The sequence below is a fragment of the Mycolicibacterium sp. TUM20985 genome (genome assembly GCF_030295745.1).
Taxonomy (GTDB): domain Bacteria; phylum Actinomycetota; class Actinomycetes; order Mycobacteriales; family Mycobacteriaceae; genus Mycobacterium.
Genome location: NZ_AP027291.1, coordinates 316,442 through 333,870 on the forward strand (window position 1 = coordinate 316,442; position 17,429 = coordinate 333,870).

Below are 17,429 nucleotides of genomic sequence, written 5' to 3' on the forward strand. Positions count from 1 at the left end.
CGGCTAGGCGGGCGGGCCGGGGAACACCGGTGCGGGCGGCGGCGGCGGCACGGCGGCCGGATCGCCCGGTGGCAGCGGTGGCGGCACGCCGTCCTGCGGGGGTCCCTGCCCGTCTGCCGGTGGCCCCGGCGGAGGTGGCGGACCGTTGAGGAACGTGTTGCCCTGCGGCGGCGGTGGGGCGCCGGAGGACGTGGGTGCCGACGAGGTCTGGGTCTGCGTCGGGGTGACCTGTTGCTGGCCGGGCAGGTGGTTGGTGCCCTGATTGCTGCTCTGGCTGCTCTGATCGCTGAGGTCGATCTGCGACGACACCTGCGACGACGTGTCCACCGACGGCAGCGGGATGGGCGGCATGTCCAACCGCTCCTCCGGGATGTCGGGCACGGCCACGGGCGGCTGCCCGTTGATCAGCAGTGGCCCCTTGGCGCTGTTGAGGAGCGTCGACCACCCACCGTTGCCCAGGGTGGCGCCGATGCTGCACGACACCTGTTTGCTGCCCGCGGTCCAACTCGGCAGCGAGATGGTGCTGTAGATCAGCGTCAGGGTGGTCTTCCGCAGCGCCGTCGGCGCCAGGTAGGCGTCCGTCATCTGCGTGCAGGAGTCCTTCACGAACTGGTCCTGATCGCCGTCGGGCGGGACCGGGCCGGGGAACTTCTCGGCCAGGTTCACCGACCCGGTGACCTCCATGGCGTGCGGTTTTGCGCAGTCCACCGGAACGTCGGTCGGCTGGTTGGTGGCGGGATCGATGCCGAGGCACGTCCCGGCGGGCCAGATCTTCGACTGGTCGATGTCGGCGACCTTGCCGGCGAAGGCGAGCTGGTGGTTGTCCGGGCCGGCCAGTTGCAGGCCGCACAGCATGCGCCGCTCATCGGCCTGGCGCCAGGCCTTCTCGCCGGACCAGACCAGGCTGACGCTGAACCGGCCGTTCGGGTCGTACTTCGCGCCGAGGTACTGACGGGCCGCGGCCTGACACTGCTCCTGGCTGATCTGCTTGATGCGGGCCTCCGACGGCGGTGCGGCATCGGGGCCGTACTCGGTGCCGGGGAACGTCGTCATGTCGATGGTCTCGGCGATCTCGAAGCGGTGTTCGTCCTTGCAGTCGACGATCTGCGCGGCGTCGGGTACCTGCTCCGGCCAGTTCAGGCAGGTACCGCTGGCGGCCTGATCGAACGTGGCGTTCCCCCGGGGGCTGCCGCCCAGGGCAGCCGAGCCGGCGTTCAGTCCGACGGGTAGCCCCGAGCGTCCGCCACCGGGGAGCGCGGTGATGACACCGGCGATCAGGAGGCCGCCGAGGGCGGTCAGTAGCAGCGCCCGACGGGTCGACGCGGCCTGCAGACTCTGCCACCACGGCGGGCGGTCAGACGGCGTCTTGGCGTCGTCTGCCGCCTGGGTGGTCCCCGGTTCGGGAGTGGTGGGTGCATCCAACATCGGCTCCATTGTGACAGGCGTGCCACGACTCGTGACAAGAGATGCAGTTGTAACGTTATGTGGTTGTTCCCCGGCGATCTATTTGCCGCTGATTTGGGGGTCGTTCACGTGCCCGGGTGCCCCGCGGCCGATGGGCCGAACGTAGGGTTTCCCCGTGATCGACCTCAAGCTTCTGCGTGACGATCCCGACCGGGTCCGCGCGTCGCAGCGGGCGCGGGGCGAGGACCCCGCCCTCGTCGACGTGCTGCTGAACGCCGACGCGTCGAGGCGTTCCGCGATCTCCGCCGCCGACGGGCTGCGGGCCGACCAGAAGACGGCCAGCAAGGGTGTCGGCGGGGCGTCCCCCGACGAACGGCCCGCCCTGCTGGCCCGCGCGAAGGAACTCGCGGAAGCCGTGAAGGCCGCCGAGGCGGAGCAGGCCGCGGCCGAGACCGCGTTCACGGCGGCTCACATGGCCCTCCCGAACGTCGTCATCGAGGGTGTGCCCGCGGGCGGGGAAGACGACTACGTGGTTCTCGACGTGGTCGGCGACCCGCCGGCGATCGAGGACCCCAGGGATCACCTGGAGATCGGCGAGTCGCTCGGGATGATCGACATGCAGCGGGGCGCCAAGGTGTCGGGCTCACGCTTCTACTTCCTCACCGGCTTCGGCGCGCTGCTGCAACTCGGCCTGATGCAGCTCGCGGTCAAGCTCGCCGGGGAGAACGACCACACGCTCGTCATCCCGCCGGTGCTGGTGCGCCCGGAGGTGATGTCGGGCACCGGCTTCCTCGGTGCACACGCCGACGAGATCTACAAGCTCGAAGCCGACGACATGTACCTCGTCGGCACGTCGGAGGTACCACTCGCCGGGTACCACGCCGACGAGATCATCGACCTGTCCGCGGGGCCGCGGCGCTATGCGGGCTGGTCGTCGTGCTTTCGGCGCGAGGCGGGCAGTTACGGCAAGGACACCCGCGGCATCATCCGCGTGCACCAGTTCGACAAGGTGGAGGCCTTCGTCTACTGCAAGCCCGAAGACGCCGCGGCAGAGCATCAGCGGCTGCTGGACCTCGAGCGCCGGATGCTCGCGTTGATCGAGGTGCCCTACCGGGTGATCGATACTGCCGCAGGCGATCTGGGGTCCTCAGCCGCCCGCAAGTTCGACTGTGAGGCCTGGGTCCCGTCACAGGGCGCGTACCGCGAACTGACGTCGACCTCGAACTGCACCACGTTCCAGGCGCGCCGGTTGTCGACCCGCTACCGCGACGAGAACGGCAAGCCGCAGATCGCAGCGACGCTGAACGGCACACTGGCCACGACGCGTTGGCTGGTCGCCATCCTGGAGAATCACCAGCAGCCGGACGGTTCGGTCCGCATTCCCGAGGCGCTGGTGCCCTACGTAGGAAAGTCGGTGTTGACATCATGAGCGAGACGGGACCCTCGATGTTGGAGTTGGCCGAGGCCGACCTGCGGACCTGGTTCGGCTTCGGCGTGGCGGGCAATTTCGCCGGTCACCTCGAGCAGGCCGGCGAGGCCGCCGACTTCGTCAACGTGACCAATGAGGGCACGGGCGAGGCACCGAAGGGCATCTTCCCTTGGTACGCACCGGGTTCGGACACCTTCCTGGGCGACTATCCGCTGTCGCACGACTCGATCCTGCTCCCCGACAGCGACACCCCGCTGAACCTGCAGATCGAGCCCGAGGTCGGACTGGCCTGCCACGTGACCTGGCAGGGCGACACCGTCGTATCGCTGCGACCGTTTGCGCTCGGGGCGTTCAACGACTGTTCGATCCGCCGTCCCGGCGCTCCGAAGATCAGTCACAAGAAGAACTGGGGCGCGGCCTCCAAGGGCGTGGCCGCGCAATTCTTCGACATCGGCGACCTGACGCCCGACGGGCCGACGGCCACGCTTCGGCTGGTGTGCCACCTGCGCACCGCGGACGGTAGTGAGCACGAATACGGCGTGGACAGCCCACTGCTCGGCTACTCGTACTACGGCGAAGTCCTGCTCGACTGGATCACCGAGCGTCTCGCCAACCAGAAGGGCTCGGCGGAGACGCCGCTGGAGGATGTCGGGGCGCTGATGGTCGCCTCCGGGCATCCGTCGGAGGTGCTGATCGGCATCGGCGCGACCCGCTACACCGAACTCGGCGAATCGACCTTCCTGCGACCGGGCGACGAGGCCATCGTGCGGGTGTACGACACGGCGTCCGATGCGTATTCCGAACTGCGACAAATAGTTTCGATCCGCTAGGAGACATGATGGCTGGCGTCGAGGTATCTCAGCTGTGGCGGTTCCCGGTCAAGTCGATGGGCGGACACCGCGTCGACGCGGTCCAGGTCGATCGGCGCGGTGTGCACGCCGACCGACTGTGGGCCGTGCGCGACATGCAGAACGACGTCACCGCATCCGCGCGGCGGCTGCCCAAGCTGCTGGGGTGTACGGCCGCCTACGTCATCGAACCGGGGCCCGACGCCGGACCGGGCAACGTGCCCGAGGTGACCATCACCTTCCCGGACGGTGGCGAGTGCTCGAGTTCCGATGACGCGGTGCACGGCATGCTCTCGACGTTGGTCGATCGCGAGGTTCGGCTCACCGCGCTGCCACCGCTGGAGGACACCAGCCGGCACCGCCTGTCGCTGCAGCAGTCCAAGGCGAACTTCTCGGCCACGGAAGTCCGTCGCGACTTTGGGCTCTCGGAGTCCGAGGCACTGCCGGACACCACGGTGTTCACCCCCAAGCAGATCCTCACCCTGGCGCGGTTCTCCACGCCGCCAGGCACATTCGTCGACCTCGGGCCGGTACACCTGATGAGTTCGACGAGTCTGGCGTCGCTCTCGACGGGCGCCGAAGCGGTCGACGTGCGACGGTTCCGGCCCAACGTCCTCGTCGACGTCGATCGGCCCGACGGGGAGTTTCCCGAGGAGGCGTGGGTGGGCGGCGACATCGAAATCGGCACGGCCACGATGCACGTCACGGTCAAGACGATCCGCTGCGTCGTGCCCACCAGGCCGCAACCCGGACTCGACCTGGATCGCGCCCTCACCCGGCAGCTATTGGACCGCACCGATCGCTTCCTCGGGGTGTACGCCGACGTCACCCGCCCGGGACTCCTCCGCATCGGTGACACGGTGTCGGTACAGGCCGCTGCGGCACCGGGTTCGGGCCGCCGGGCGTTGACGGCGGCAGGTCGGGTCGCGACGCGTCAGGTGCAGCGACTTCTCGAGGCCACCGTGCTGCGGGAAAAGGGTTAGGCGCCCAGCAACTCGTCCAGGACGGCGACGAACTCGTTGGCCCGCAGCGGCGTGAAGGCGGGGCTGGGGCGGGTGCCGGGGACGTCCAGTGTCACCAGCGTCGACTTGATCGGTCGCCATGGGTCCAAGGGGAGCCAGCGGCGCAGATCCGAACTGCCCCAGATGCGAAAGCGGTTCAGCACCAGGCCCAGTGACTCCGCCCGGTAACCCTTGATCGACCCCAGGGGGATGACCTTCGAGGTGCCCGACGGAAAGTGGTAGCGGCGCAACGTAATCGCCCGATGGTCCAGCTGAATCAGACCGTCGTCGTACGTTGGCGCATTCACGCCTCGACTCCCGCTCGCTCCGGTCTTCGCTCGGTCATTCACGCCTTGGCGCTCCGGAGCTCGTGTCCCTTGGACGTCAGGCATCGGCCGTTGGTCAGATTCCACGACCAGCCGTGCAGGTTGCACGTCAGAGTCGTGCCGTCGATGACGCCGAACTTCGACAGGTCGGCCTTGAGGTGGGGGCACCGACGCTGAATGTCCCAGCCGTCCAACGTGATCGACGCCGAGTCGTCATGGGCTTCGGCGAACCAGCCGTCGGCATACGCGATGCGCTCGTCGGTCAGGCACTTGAAGAACGTGTAGAGGTATTCGTTGTAACCCCCCACCCGCCACGCCGTGAAGCGGGTCGAGAGGAAGATCGTGTTGACCCAGTCCGGCTCGTCGTCGCGCAGCACCGTGCGAACCAGCTCGGGGGCGATCTCGAAGCCGTAGCGGAACTTCTCGTCGGGAACGGGTTCTCGCACCGTGCGTTTCGGGAAGTCGAGGACCACCGACTCCGGACCCATCCGGAGTTCGACGGGATAACCGATGCCGTCGCAGATCTGATCGCTCTGCAACATGATCGGCTCGAACTTGGCGCGCAGAGGTTCCAGCAGCGATTCGCCTGCGGCGGGGGCCCAGGTGGCCTTCTCGGCGGCCAGCACCGGAGCCATCCGGCGCGCGTAGTCCTCGATGTAGGCGGCCTTGCCGTTGGTGAAGATCGTCTCCGGCTCGGCGACCGGGTGGGTCAGCGAATCCTTTTGCGAGCCGGTGAATGTCGCGACCGAACCCGGGATCATCAACAGGCCGCCATCATGACCGTGAGTGGTCAACTGGTCGAGGAACACCACCTCGTCGGGGAAGATGTTGGCCGGGTCGCCGTGGTCGTCGTTGAGGTCCCGCAGCGCGGGATCGAGGAAGCACGGCGGGCCGGCCGACGGGACCACCCAGGTGGCGCCGACCTGGGCGATGTACTGCCGGCAACGGTCCATCTGACGCTGGCGCTTCTGAATGCCGAACGCCTCCTTGGCGCGGTCGGGCATGTCGTAGACCATGGGGTACCAGATCGCGCCGGAGTACTGCAGCATGTGGACGTCGACATGGCCGAATTCGGACTCGAGGACCTCGAGATCGGTGGGCCGGGCGTCGTTCATGTTGAATGCGACCGTCTCGCCGTCGGAGACCACGAGCCCGGAATCGCCGATGGGGCCGTCGGCCGGGGCGCGCAGCGCGATGATCATGACCTCGAGGTCACCCTTCTCCCCGGTGAGGCGGTGCTTCACCGAGTTGGTCGTCTCGAAGAACCGGTGGAAGCCGAGCGCTTCGAGCGCGCGACGTAGGTCGGGCACCGGGTAGTCGGGCAGCAGGACGACGGCGTCCTTGCTGACGTGGGCCGCCAGCAGCGCCGGATCGAAGTGGTCCTTGTGCAGGTGGCTGACGTAGAGGTAGTCGCAGTCGCCGAGGGCGTCCCAGTCCAGCTGGCTGTTGTCCGGGAACGGGAACCACGACGCGAAGTAGGCGGGGTTCACCCATGGATCGCACAGAATGCTCCCGGCGCTGGTGTCGATCCGGAAGCCCGCGTGTCCCACGCTTGTGACCTGCACTTACTGCCTTCCCTACGAGATATGCGTCGTTCCGATCCTACCGAAGGCCGCCCGCCCGCCGCGCCCAGCACTGCCGGTAGTAGTCGACGCGGTCGTCGTCGGAATCGATCTCGTACTCGTCGTAGAACTCTGCATCGAACCCCGGCCCGAAGTGCGCCTCGATCGACGACGTGGCGATCGCGAGATCCGCCCACCGATCCGCCACGCCGAGATAGGCCAGGTGGATGGTTCCGCTGCACTGGGCGTCGTCGGCGACGATGGTGTTGGGTGCCAATGCAGCGCCGTGGCAGACGACGAGCAGGTCTGCCGGTGGCGCGTCATGGGGCACCCAGGACGGCGCACCGAACGGACACGTCTTGATTGGCGCCGACCGATGCAGGAGGCGAAGTCCCTGCGCGATCGCGCGCGTCGAGGTGCGCGGCCGCTTGATCCAGTGCGGGCCGACGGCTGACAGGCCCGGCAGCGCCGCGGTGTGCAGCCAGTTCGGGCCGGACGACAGCACCCGCGGCACCGGGCGGTAGTCGATGGCCCAACTTGTGCGCTGCGCTTCCGCGACCAGCAACGGGGCCTGTTCGTCACCACAGATCTTCACGAACTCCTCGCCCGCGAGCGAGAACGTGGTGCCTCCGAGCTCGTTGACCCTGACCGCGGTTATCTCGCGGCCCGCCGCTAGTTCGACGACGACGTTCGGAACGTTCGCGGATGTAACGGGGACGGTCATGGTGCATACCCTCCCACGTGCGGGCCTCCTCACCCTCGAGCCGCGCACCAGCACTAGGCTATCTGTCGTGGAGCCGGTATACGGAACTGTCATCAAGCTCGCCCGCGGCGTGTGGCGGCTGCAGGGGCTGACGTTCACGGTCAACGGCGTTGAGCACCTGCCCGTCACCGGCGGCGCCGTCATCGCGATCAACCACACCAGCTACTTCGACTTCACCTTCGCTGGTCTGCCGGCCTATGAGCAGGGCCTCGGCCGGAAGGTTCGGTTCATGGCCAAGCGCGAGGTCTTCGACTCCCGCGTCACCGGCCCCATCATGCGCAGTCTGCGCCACATCCCGGTGGACCGGAACAGCGGTGCGGCCTCCTTCGCCGAGGCCTGCCAGAGACTCAAGGAAGGCGAGCTCGTCGGCGTCTACCCGGAGGCGACGATCAGCCGGAGCTTCGAGATCAAGGAGTTCAAGTCGGGTGCCGCGCGCATGGCGATCGCGGCCGACGTGCCCATCGTCCCGCACATCGTGTGGGGTGCTCAGCGCATCTGGACCAAGGGACACCCGCGAAAGATGCTGCGGCCCAAGGTGCCGATCTCCGTCACGGTGGGTGAGCCGATCATGCCCACGCTGCCCGCCGCCGAGCTGACGTCGCTGCTGCACTCACGCATGCAGCACCTCCTCGAGCAGGCCCAGGTCGCCTATGGTCAGCACCCGGCGGGTGAGTTCTGGGTGCCGCGCCGGTTGGGTGGCGGCGCACCGACTCTCGCCGAGGCGGACCGGATGGATGCGGAGGAGGCGGCCGAGAAGGCCGCCCGCCGCGACGAGCGCTTGCGCGAGGAGCAGTCCACTTCGGACGAGCGCTTGCGCGAGGAGCAGTCCACTTCGGACGAGCGCTTGCGCGAGGAGCAGTCGGGTCCGGACGAGTCATCGGGATAGTGACCGCATGGAACCGGTCTTCCGAGCCTTGGAGATCGCCGCCGGCATGCTGGTGCGAGCCACCGGCACGCGAATCACGTTCCGTGACGTCGAGAACATCCCGGCCGCCGGCGGCGCGGTGATTGCCATCAACCACACCGGGTACCTCGACTTCATTCCGGCCGCACTGGCCGCCAAGGCGCGCGGGCGGCGGATGCGCTTCATGATCAAATCCGAGATGCAGAGGGTGACGGCCGTCGGCTTCCTCATCAGGCACACCAAGACCATCCCGGTGGACCGGCGCGCGGGCGCCGGCGCGTATGCCGCCGCCGTGGCCCGGCTCCGTGAAGGGGAGATCGTCGGCGTCTACCCGGAGGCCACGATCAGCCGAAGCTTCGAGCTCAAGGACTTCAAGACCGGTGCCTCGCGCATGGCGCAGGAGGCGCAGGTGCCGATCGTCCCCCTCATCGTCTGGGGCGCTCATCGCATCTGGACCAAGGATCGTCCGAAGAACTTGGGACGCAAGAAGATTCCGATCACGGTCGCGGTCGGGTCGGCCTTGCCGCCGACCGGGACCGCGAAGGAACTGACCGAGGAGCTCCGCGGGCGGATGACCGGACTGCTATTCGACGTCCAGCGGTCCTACGACCACCCGAGCGGTGCCTACTGGGTGCCACACCGGCTCGGCGGGAGCGCGCCCACCATGGACGAGGCGCACACCCGCGAAGAGGCCGAACCGATCGAACGCGTACGCAGGGACTCGGAGAACCACTAGTGCTGCCACTACTCATCGCCACCGACGTCGACGGCACCCTCCTCGACGAGGACGAGCTCGTCACACCCCGCACCAAGGCCGCCGTGCTGGCTGCGGTGGACGCGGGCACCAAGTTCGTCCTCGCGACGGGCCGGCCACCGCGCTGGATCTCACCGGTCGTGGAGGCGCTCGGCTTCGCCCCCATGGCGGTGTGCGCCAACGGTGCGGTGCTGTACGACTCGGCGACCGACTGCATCCTGTCGGCGCAGACGTTGTCGACCGACGTGCTCGCTCAGCTGGCCGAGGTGGCCACGCGCGTCATTCCCGGGGCGGGGCTCGCGGTCGAACGCGTGGGCCGCAGTGCGCACGACGCCGCGACGCCGCAGTTCCTCAGCTCACCCGGATACGAGCATGCCTGGCTCAATCCCGACAACACCGAGGTGTCACTGGCCGACGTACTCGGTGAGCCAGCGGTCAAACTGCTGATCCGCATGGCAGGCGCCCGCAGTGCCGACATGGCGGCGGCGCTCGCCCCGCACATCGGGATCGGGGGCGATCTGACCTACTCGACCAACAACGGTCTGATCGAAGTGGTGCCGCTGGGCATCAGCAAGGCGACCGGCGTCGACGAGGTCGCCCGACCGCTGGGCATCACGGCCGATGACGTCATCGCGTTCGGGGACATGCCCAACGACATTCCGATGCTGCGCTGGGCGGGTCTCGGGGTGGCGATGGGCAATGCCCATCCCGAGGCGAAAGCCGCCGCCGACGAAGTCACGACGCCGAACACGGACGACGGGTTGGCCCGCGTCCTCGAACGCTGGTGGCTCTAGGTCCCCGTCACCCGCGGTCGATGGGCGTGAAGCGCTCGAGCTGTATGGGTGCCTCGCCCGGGTCCAGCGGGATCTCGAGGGCGACGCCGTCGAAGACGCGGGTGACCTTGCCGTTCAGACGTTCGAAGTTCAGCGTGCCGTGCTGGAAGTTCTGCACGATCCACAGCGGCTCCTGGATCTCACCGCTGGTGGGAAGACCGAGGGCGCCGCGCTCGAAACCAAGTTTGCCCCAGGCTTCGTAGATGGACCCGGTGACGGGTTCCGCCCCGCTGTTGGGCGACCAGTACAGCGCTCCCTTGTCGAAGGTCACGTATCGCGACGCGCCGTCTCCGGGGGTCTCCGGGGTCTGCGGCGCTCCCAGCGGGCTGGCCTCGCCGCCCATCGACGCCCACTTCGTGAAGATGGCTCCGCCGCGAAGCGTGTCGGCCAGGTTCTTGGGGCCGATGGGGGTGTTGAAGTGGGCGGCGGTATCACGCAGGAGCGGCATCACCGCGTAGGCCGCATTGCCGGGGCAGTCGGTGTTTCCGACGTCGCGGTGGGTGAAGATCGTGGGCAGGGGGATGGCCGCGCCCCTGGCGTACCTGGTGAACGAACCGCCCGCGGAGGTCAGGACGACGGTCCCCATCGGATCGACGTGGTCCAGTCCCAGGCGCCAGCCGAGTAACCGACCCGTGGTGCGCAACTGGATGGGCGTCGGCGGCACGGCATCGAAGTTGCCGAGCATGGCCACGCCCCAGGTGTCGGTGTTGAAGCCACCGGTGTGGGCGCCTTCGACGGGGCGGTCCATGCCGCCGGCCCGGCCCTCGAACACCTGGCCGTACTTGTCGACCATGGCGTTGTACGCGATGTCGCACCAGCCCAGCGTGCGGGTGTGGTACTCGAAGATCGATCGGACGATTCCCGCCGAGTCCTCGGGGGCGTACTCGTTGCTGCCCGCCGTGTGATGGACGATGCCGGCGCGAACGCCCCCGTCGTACACCGGGTTTCCGCACACCTGCGACTCGTTGGCACCCCATTGCGCCCGGCCGATGACGGCGGGGGGAACACCGGGCGGGGTGGCGGCCTCCGGGGGAATGGACGAGATGTCCACGGGTGCCTGGGGTGGACTGATGAGAACGGCCTTCAGGTCGTGGCTCAGCGGTCGTTCGACGTTGACCGGTACGTAGCCGAGCCCCGGCCCCTGGGGAGTGTGCACGACGGTTGCCGGGGCGGGAGCGGCGCGGTGCACCGCGATCTGCACGTCGGTGGTGTGGCCGACGAAGACGGGTTCGGTTCCGCGCACTGGGGCAGGAGCGCAGTGACCCGCGGGATTGCAGGAGACGCCGTCGGGGCCGAGGCCGTCTAGGCCCTCCGCCTCGTACCACGGTCCCCACGAGCCGTCGGCCTTCTTGGCGCGGACGCGGGCCGACGTTCCGCTTAGGTCGTCGGCGGTCAGGGCCACCATGGCGAACGGGGTGTCCTGATGGAGTTCGCGGATGGTCTCACCGCCGCCGACGTCGGTGAGTGGTCGTTCGACGATGAGCGGGGTCGTGGCGAGCGGGGCCCGTTCGGGTTCGTCGGGCATCCCGTACATGGCCAACGGCAACATCACTGCCGTCGCCGCCACGGCAGAGAAGAGCAGCGACGGCAGTTGGCGACGACACGGCACGGACCGATGTTACGTATGTGTCAGGTGTTACTCGTGTTTCGACACGGTGTGTTGCGGGGTGCATCTGCGCCCGCAACGGCACCGCAGAGCCAGGGGACGGCTTCTGCGGTGCCGTTTCGTCGCGGGCTCTAGGCGCCGGGGACCGCCGCCGCGGCTGCCGCCGGGGCCGCCGCCGCACTCTGCTGGATGGCTCCCGTGATCATCGGCATGATCATCCCCTTGAGGAGGTCGATGGCCTGTCCGGCGCCAAGGGTCTGAGCGGCGCTGCCGAGATCGCCGAGCAAACCTCCGCCACCGCTGGTCGCGGCAGGTACGCCGAGGCCGAGTGACGGATCGCCACCGAGGATCGGGTAGGTGCCCGACGCCGCGTCCAAGCCGATGGGGTTGGCGATCGGGATCTCACCCGCGCCCGGTACGCCGAGGCCCAGGCCGGTGTTGGCCGCCGGCGTGGTCAGCCCGGGCAGCGTACCGACGGGGCTGGTCAGTGCGGGGTTGGTCAGCCCGACGTCGCCCAGGGCGGGCGTCGTGAGACCGGGTGTGGTCAACCCGGGCGTCGTGAGACCGGGCGTGGTCAGGCCGGGCGTGGTCAGGCCCGGGGTGGTGAGGCCGGGCGTGGTGAGGCCCGGGGTGGTGAGGCCGGGCGTGGTGAGGCCCGGGGTGGTGAGGCCTGGGGCCGTGAGCCCCGGCGCCGTCAATCCCGGTGCCGTCAGCCCTGGTGCCGTCAGACCTGGTGCCGTCAGACCTGGTGCCGTCAGGCCGGTGCTCGCCAGACCCGGTGTGGTCAGGGTTGTCGCGGAGGGCGCGCCGGATCCCGTCAAGAGACCGGTCGGTAGCGGCGGCAGGTTGACGCCGAACTGCGAGAGCCCCTGGGACAACGCCCCGAGCAGTTCGTTGGGCAGGTCGGTGACGAGGGCGGCCTGGACGAACTCACGGTGCTGTGGCGCCGCCTCGTTGGTGGTGGACAGGTTGGACAGTGCAACTACTGCGACTGGACTTGCGACGGCCAGGGCGGCGACTGCGCTCATGGCTGTCGAGAGCTTGCGTCGACGACGGTTAGGCACGGAAGTCTCCTCAAAAAGTTCTTGGACCGTGTTCTCTGGATTTGCGATTCATAGGTCACGGACGTTCTGATGCAACGCGTTCGATGGTACGGCTGAGACTGCTGTGTCTAGAGTGGCGATGCGCAATCGTGAGCGAATTGCGACCTGCCGCGACCCGGCGACGGGCCGAGTACGCATTCGGGCGGTGAGGTCGGCGTCGGATACCCTTGCTGCCGATGACAGCTCCTTCTTCCCAGGTCGCTGCGCCCCGGCCCGCTGGCCGCTTCGACCTCATCGTCGTCGGCTCCGGATTCTTCGGCCTGACGATCGCCGAACGCGTGGCCTCGCAGCTCGACGGTCGCGTTCTCGTCCTCGATCGCCGGTCCCACCTCGGCGGTAACGCCTACTCCGAACCGGAACCCGAGACCGGCATCGAGGTCCACAAGTACGGTGCGCACCTCTTCCATACGTCCAACCAGCGGGTGTGGGACTACGTCAGGCAGTTCACCGACTTCACGGGCTACCAGCACCGCGTCTTCGCGATGCACGACGGGCAGTCCTACCAGTTCCCGATGGGTCTGGGCCTGGTGTCGCAGTTCTTCGGTAGGTACTTCACCCCTGACGAGGCGCGCGCGCTGATCGCCGAGCAGGCCGCCGAGATCTCCACCGCCGATGCGTCGAATCTGGAGGAGAAGGCCATCTCGCTGATCGGCCGGCCCCTGTACGAGGCGTTCGTCAAGGGCTACACGGCCAAGCAGTGGCAGACCGACCCCGTCGACCTTCCGGCGGCGGTCATCAACCGCCTCCCGGTGCGCTACACCTTCGATAACCGCTACTTCAACGACACGTACGAGGGTTTGCCGGTCGACGGCTACACCGCCTGGCTGAAGAACATGGCCGCCGACGACCGCATCGAGGTCAGGCTGGACACCGACTGGTTCGACGTCCGCCAAGAACTCCGCGCCGCCAGCCCCGACGCGCCCGTCGTGTACACCGGCCCGCTGGACCGCTACTTCGACTACGCCGAGGGACGGCTGGGCTGGCGCACCCTGGACTTCGAGCTCGAGGTCATCCGCGACCGCGGAGACTTCCAAGGCACGCCCGTGATGAACTACAACGACCCCGACGTGTCCTACACCCGCATCCACGAGTTTCGGCACTTCCATCCCGAGCGCGCCTACCCGACGGACAAGACCGTGATCATGCGGGAGTTTTCGCGGTTCGCCGACGCCGACGACGAGCCCTACTATCCGATCAACACCGAAGCCGATCGCGAACTGCTCACCACCTACCGCTCGAGGGCGAAGGCCGAGACCGCGTCGCAGAAGGTCTTGTTCGGCGGACGCCTCGGTACCTACCAGTATCTCGACATGCACATGGCCATCGCCAGTGCGCTGAACATGTACGACAACACGCTGGCACCGCACCTGCGCGACGGTGCGCCGCTCGGCGATCCCGAAACAGAAAGCAGCACATGATGAGTGACATTCCCTCGGGCGCGCTCGGCGCGGGACAGGCCAGGGCGGTCAGCCTGCTGTCCCGCGTCATCCTGCCCAGGCCCGGCGAGCCGCTCGACGTGCGCAAGCTCTACATCGAGGAGTCCACCACCAACGCGCGGCGGGCCCACGCCCCGAGCCGCACGACGCTGGAGATCGGCGCCGAGTCCGAGGTGTCGTTCGCGACCTACTTCAACGCCTTCCCGGCCAGTTACTGGCGGCGCTGGTCGATCCTGGAATCGGTGGTGTTGCGCGTCGAGCTGACGGGCAGCGCCCGCGTCGACGTCTACCGCTCCAAGGCCACCGGGGCGCGAATCACGGTGGGCGGCAGTGCCGTCGCGAGTGCCGACTCCACCACGTCCACCTTCGCCGAGTTCGAGATCGGCCTCGATGCGTTCGAGGACGGCGGCTGGATCTGGTTCGACGTCACCACCGATAGCAAGGTGACGCTGCACGGTGCGGGTTGGTACGCACCGCAACCCGCACCCGGCCGGGCCAACGTCGCCATCGGCATCCCGACCTTCAACCGACCGGCTGACTGCGTCAATGCGCTAGCGACCCTGACGTCGGACCCGCTGGTCGACGAGGTGATCTCCGCGGTGATCGTCTCCGATCAGGGCACCTCGAAAGCCAAGGACCATCCCGACTTCGCCGCGGCCGCAGCCGGACTCGGCAGCCGGCTGACGATCCACGACCAGCCCAACCTCGGCGGTTCGGGTGGCTACAGCCGCGTCATGTACGAAGCGCTGAAGAACACCGACTGTGAACAGATCCTGTTCATGGATGACGACATCCGCATCGAGCCGGACTCGATCCTGCGGGCGCTGGCGTTCAACCGCTTCGCCAAGACCCCGACGCTGGTCGGCGGTCAGATGCTCAACCTGCAGGAGCCGTCGCACCTCCACGTGATGGGGGAGATGGTCGACCAGGCGAACTTCATGTGGACCAACGCCGTCAACACCGAGTACGACCACAACTTCGCCAAGTACCCGCTCAACGACGAAGAGGAATATCGCAGCCGTCTGCTGCACCGCCGCATCGACGCCGACTTCAACGGCTGGTGGATGTGCATGATTCCGCGCAGTGTCGCCGAGGAACTCGGCCAGCCTCTGCCGCTGTTCATCAAGTGGGACGACTGCGAGTACGGGCTGCGTGCCGGTGAGCACGGCTACCCGACGGTCACGCTTCCCGGGGCCGCGATCTGGCACATGGCGTGGAGCGACAAGGACGATGCCATCGACTGGCAGGCGTACTTCCACCTGCGCAATCGATTGGTGGTCGCCGCCATGCATTGGGACGGTGGCATTTCCGGTCTGATCGGGAGCCATCTCAAGGCGACGATCAAACATCTTCTCTGCCTTGAGTATTCGACGGTTGCCATTCAGAACAAGGCAATGGACGACTTCCTCGCCGGCCCCGAGCACATCTTCTCGATCCTCGAGTCGGCGCTGCCCGAGGTGCGCGCGATGCGGGCCCAGTTCCCCGACGCGGTGGTGCTGCCCAGTGCCACGTCGCTTCCGACGCCGTCGGACAAGCGCTGGCGCAAGAAGATCAAGATCCCCGTGAGTCCGTTGTCGATCGCGGTGCGTCTGACCCGCGGCATCCTGCACCAGCTCCGAACTCACGATCCCGAGCATCACGTCCGTCCGCAGATCAATGTCGCGACGCAGGACGCGCGCTGGTTCTCGCTGTCGCGGGTCGACGGCGTGACCGTCACGACGGCCGACGGGCGCGGCGTGGTGTTCCGCCAGCGCGACCGCGACAAGATGTTCGAACTACTACGCGAATCGATGAAGCGTCAGGCCCTGCTGGCGCGCAGGTTCAACCGAATGCGCCGGGTCTATCGCGACGCGCTGCCGGTGCTCTCCAGCACGCAGAAGTGGGAGTCGGTACTGCCGACCTCGCCGAACTCACCGGCAGAAGTGTCGCGGTGACCGACGCCCTGCGGGGTGAGGACGCGGCGTTGGTCGCCGTCCAGTCGGCCCTCGCCGGGCGGCCCGGCGTCCTGCCAGGGGCGCGGGCGCTGTCGCACTTCGGCGAGCACAGCGCCGGCTGGGTCGGGGTGTCCCTGCTCGGCGCGTTGCTGCAACCGCGGCGGCGCCGGGTCTGGCTGACGGCGGGCATCGGTGCGTTCGGGGCCCACGCGAGCGCGGTCGTCGTCAAACGCGTGGTGAAGCGCGAACGCCCGCATCACCCGTCGATCGCCGTGAATGTCGCGACGCCGAGCCGGCTCAGCTTCCCGTCGGCACACGCGACGTCGACCACCGCCGCCGCAATTCTGCTGGGCCGCGCGACGGGACTCCCATTGCCATGGCTCCTGGTACCGCCAATGGCGTTGTCTCGCTTGGTGCTCGGCGTGCACTACCCGACGGATGTGCTCGCCGGAGTGGCGCTCGGCACCGCCGTCGCCCAGGTGGTCGGCGCCCTCGGTGATCGAGTGGATCGGAAGGAGACGGGTGACCCGCATGAGTGAAGAAGCACCCCCCGTGGCGGGACCGCCGAAGAATCTGGCCAGCGGCCTCGTCAAGGCGATCCGGCCGCGACAGTGGGTGAAGAACCTCCTCGTCCTGGCGGCCCCCGTGGCGGCGCTGGGTCGCGATGTCCGATTCGACTTCGACGACGGCGTCAACGTCCTCATCGCGTTCGTGGCGTTCAGCCTCGCGGCGTCGTGCGTCTATCTGGTCAACGACGCCCGCGACGTCGAGGCCGACCGGGCGCATCCCACCAAGCGATTCCGGCCGATCGCCGCGGGAGTGGTACCGGTCCCGCTGGCGTACGGCCTCGCGGTGGCGCTGGGCGCCGTGTCGATGGGCCTCGCCTGGTACGTGTCGCCCAACCTGGCGCTGGTGATGGCCATCTACATCGCGGTCCAGATGGCGTACTGCTTCGGCTTGAAGCACCAGGCGGTGCTCGACATCTGCATCGTGTCGTCGGGATTCCTGATCCGGGCCATCGCCGGCGGCGTCGCCGCGAACATCCCACTGTCGCAATGGTTCCTGCTCGTCATGGCGTTCGGGTCGCTGTTCATGGCGGCCGGCAAGAGGTACGCCGAGCTACGCCTCGCCGAGCGCACCGGCGCCAAGATCCGCAAGTCGCTGGAGAGCTACACCAGCACCTATCTGCGGTTCGTGTGGACGCTGTCCGCCACCGCCGTCGTGCTCTGCTACGGGCTCTGGGCCTTCGAGCGGGACCGCATGGGCGGCGGGTCGCTGTATGCGGTGTCGATGGTTCCGTTCACCATCGCGATCCTGCGTTACGCGGTGGACGTCGACGGAGGGCTGGCGGGCGAACCCGAGGACATCGCGCTGCGCGATCGTGTGCTGCAGCTGCTCGCCGTGGCGTGGATCGGAAGCGTCTGTGCAGCGGCCTACTTCAGCTGAGCGGTTCACGGCCCGCTGGCCGGCATTTCGCTTCAACCCCACCGTGCGGGTCAGCCTGTGGGTCAGTGTGGTGCTCGTCG

At 68.0% G+C, this 17,429-nt stretch carries 16 protein-coding genes; 10 read left to right on the forward strand and 6 right to left on the reverse strand.

Annotation, left to right across the window (positions count from 1 at the left end; translation table 11 throughout):
- Nucleotides 1–3 precede the first annotated feature (3 nt).
- The gene (locus QUE68_RS01515; RefSeq protein WP_286275038.1) at nucleotides 4–1,434 is read right to left on the reverse strand and encodes a septum formation family protein; all 1,431 of its coding nucleotides are present in this window, start codon (nucleotides 1,432–1,434) and stop codon (nucleotides 4–6) included.
- Nucleotides 1,435–1,579: 145 nt separating this feature from the next.
- Between QUE68_RS01515 and serS the strand changes: the two genes are divergently transcribed.
- The 3 genes from serS to QUE68_RS01530 are packed head-to-tail and all read left to right on the forward strand — an operon-like array spanning nucleotide 1,580 to nucleotide 4,664.
- A complete protein-coding gene (gene serS / locus QUE68_RS01520; RefSeq protein WP_286275039.1) occupies nucleotides 1,580–2,833 on the forward strand; it encodes a serine--tRNA ligase in 1,254 nt (417 codons plus the stop codon).
- Nucleotides 2,834–2,850: 17 nt separating this feature from the next.
- Entirely contained in the window at nucleotides 2,851–3,663 is an 813-nt protein-coding gene (locus tag QUE68_RS01525) for a DUF5718 family protein (RefSeq protein WP_286275980.1), read from the forward strand.
- An 8-nt stretch (nucleotides 3,664–3,671) separates the two neighbouring features.
- Nucleotides 3,672–4,664 carry an MOSC domain-containing protein gene (locus QUE68_RS01530; RefSeq protein ID WP_286275040.1) on the forward strand — a complete coding sequence of 331 codons (993 nt, stop codon included), beginning with the start codon at nucleotides 3,672–3,674 and terminating at the stop codon, nucleotides 4,662–4,664.
- On the opposite strand, the gene QUE68_RS01535 is transcribed toward QUE68_RS01530, so the two are convergent.
- From QUE68_RS01535 to QUE68_RS01545, 3 genes are read right to left on the reverse strand one after another with little or no spacing between them, the layout of a single operon-like run.
- Entirely contained in the window at nucleotides 4,661–4,990 is a 330-nt protein-coding gene (locus QUE68_RS01535; RefSeq protein ID WP_286275041.1) for a hypothetical protein, read from the reverse strand. The two genes, QUE68_RS01530 and QUE68_RS01535, sit on opposite strands and share 4 nt — an antisense overlap.
- 38 nt (nucleotides 4,991–5,028) lie before the next feature.
- Complete coding sequence (locus QUE68_RS01540; RefSeq protein WP_284224194.1) at nucleotides 5,029–6,573, reverse strand: Rieske 2Fe-2S domain-containing protein; 1,545 nt, start codon at nucleotides 6,571–6,573, stop codon at nucleotides 5,029–5,031.
- A gap of 37 nt (nucleotides 6,574–6,610) precedes the next feature.
- Nucleotides 6,611–7,294, reverse strand: coding sequence for a phosphotransferase (locus tag QUE68_RS01545; protein ID WP_286275042.1), 684 nt, complete (start codon nucleotides 7,292–7,294; stop codon nucleotides 6,611–6,613).
- Nucleotides 7,295–7,361: 67 nt separating this feature from the next.
- Between QUE68_RS01545 and QUE68_RS01550 the strand changes: the two genes are divergently transcribed.
- The 3 genes from QUE68_RS01550 to QUE68_RS01560 are packed head-to-tail and all read left to right on the forward strand — an operon-like array spanning nucleotide 7,362 to nucleotide 9,785.
- Entirely contained in the window at nucleotides 7,362–8,219 is an 858-nt protein-coding gene (locus QUE68_RS01550; RefSeq protein WP_286275043.1) for a lysophospholipid acyltransferase family protein, read from the forward strand.
- A 7-nt stretch (nucleotides 8,220–8,226) separates the two neighbouring features.
- Nucleotides 8,227–8,973 (forward strand): lysophospholipid acyltransferase family protein, encoded by a 747-nt coding sequence (locus QUE68_RS01555; RefSeq protein WP_286275044.1) that lies wholly within the window; start codon nucleotides 8,227–8,229, stop codon nucleotides 8,971–8,973.
- On the forward strand, nucleotides 8,973–9,785 hold the full coding sequence (locus QUE68_RS01560; protein ID WP_284224198.1) for an HAD family hydrolase: 813 nt from the start codon (nucleotides 8,973–8,975) through the stop codon (nucleotides 9,783–9,785). Before QUE68_RS01555 ends, QUE68_RS01560 begins: the two co-directional genes overlap by 1 nt.
- A gap of 7 nt (nucleotides 9,786–9,792) precedes the next feature.
- On the opposite strand, the gene QUE68_RS01565 is transcribed toward QUE68_RS01560, so the two are convergent.
- Complete coding sequence (locus tag QUE68_RS01565; RefSeq protein ID WP_286275045.1) at nucleotides 9,793–11,433, reverse strand: N-acetylmuramoyl-L-alanine amidase; 1,641 nt, start codon at nucleotides 11,431–11,433, stop codon at nucleotides 9,793–9,795.
- Nucleotides 11,434–11,561: 128 nt separating this feature from the next.
- Nucleotides 11,562–12,494, reverse strand: coding sequence for a hypothetical protein (locus QUE68_RS01570; RefSeq protein ID WP_286275046.1), 933 nt, complete (start codon nucleotides 12,492–12,494; stop codon nucleotides 11,562–11,564).
- A gap of 215 nt (nucleotides 12,495–12,709) precedes the next feature.
- Between QUE68_RS01570 and glf the strand changes: the two genes are divergently transcribed.
- The 4 genes from glf to QUE68_RS01590 are packed head-to-tail and all read left to right on the forward strand — an operon-like array spanning nucleotide 12,710 to nucleotide 17,349.
- Complete coding sequence (glf, locus tag QUE68_RS01575) at nucleotides 12,710–13,951, forward strand: UDP-galactopyranose mutase (RefSeq protein ID WP_286275047.1); 1,242 nt, start codon at nucleotides 12,710–12,712, stop codon at nucleotides 13,949–13,951.
- On the forward strand, nucleotides 13,951–15,903 hold the full coding sequence (locus tag QUE68_RS01580) for a glycosyltransferase (protein ID WP_286275048.1): 1,953 nt from the start codon (nucleotides 13,951–13,953) through the stop codon (nucleotides 15,901–15,903). Before glf ends, QUE68_RS01580 begins: the two co-directional genes overlap by 1 nt.
- Nucleotides 15,900–16,442: a phosphatase PAP2 family protein gene (locus tag QUE68_RS01585; RefSeq protein ID WP_286275049.1), complete on the forward strand. Its 543-nt coding sequence runs from the start codon at nucleotides 15,900–15,902 to the stop codon at nucleotides 16,440–16,442. The genes QUE68_RS01580 and QUE68_RS01585 overlap by 4 nt, the downstream gene beginning before the upstream one ends.
- Nucleotides 16,435–17,349, forward strand: a complete 915-nt coding sequence (locus QUE68_RS01590) for a decaprenyl-phosphate phosphoribosyltransferase (RefSeq protein ID WP_286275050.1) — start codon at nucleotides 16,435–16,437, stop codon at nucleotides 17,347–17,349. Before QUE68_RS01585 ends, QUE68_RS01590 begins: the two co-directional genes overlap by 8 nt.
- The last annotated feature ends 80 nt before the right edge of the window (nucleotides 17,350–17,429 follow it).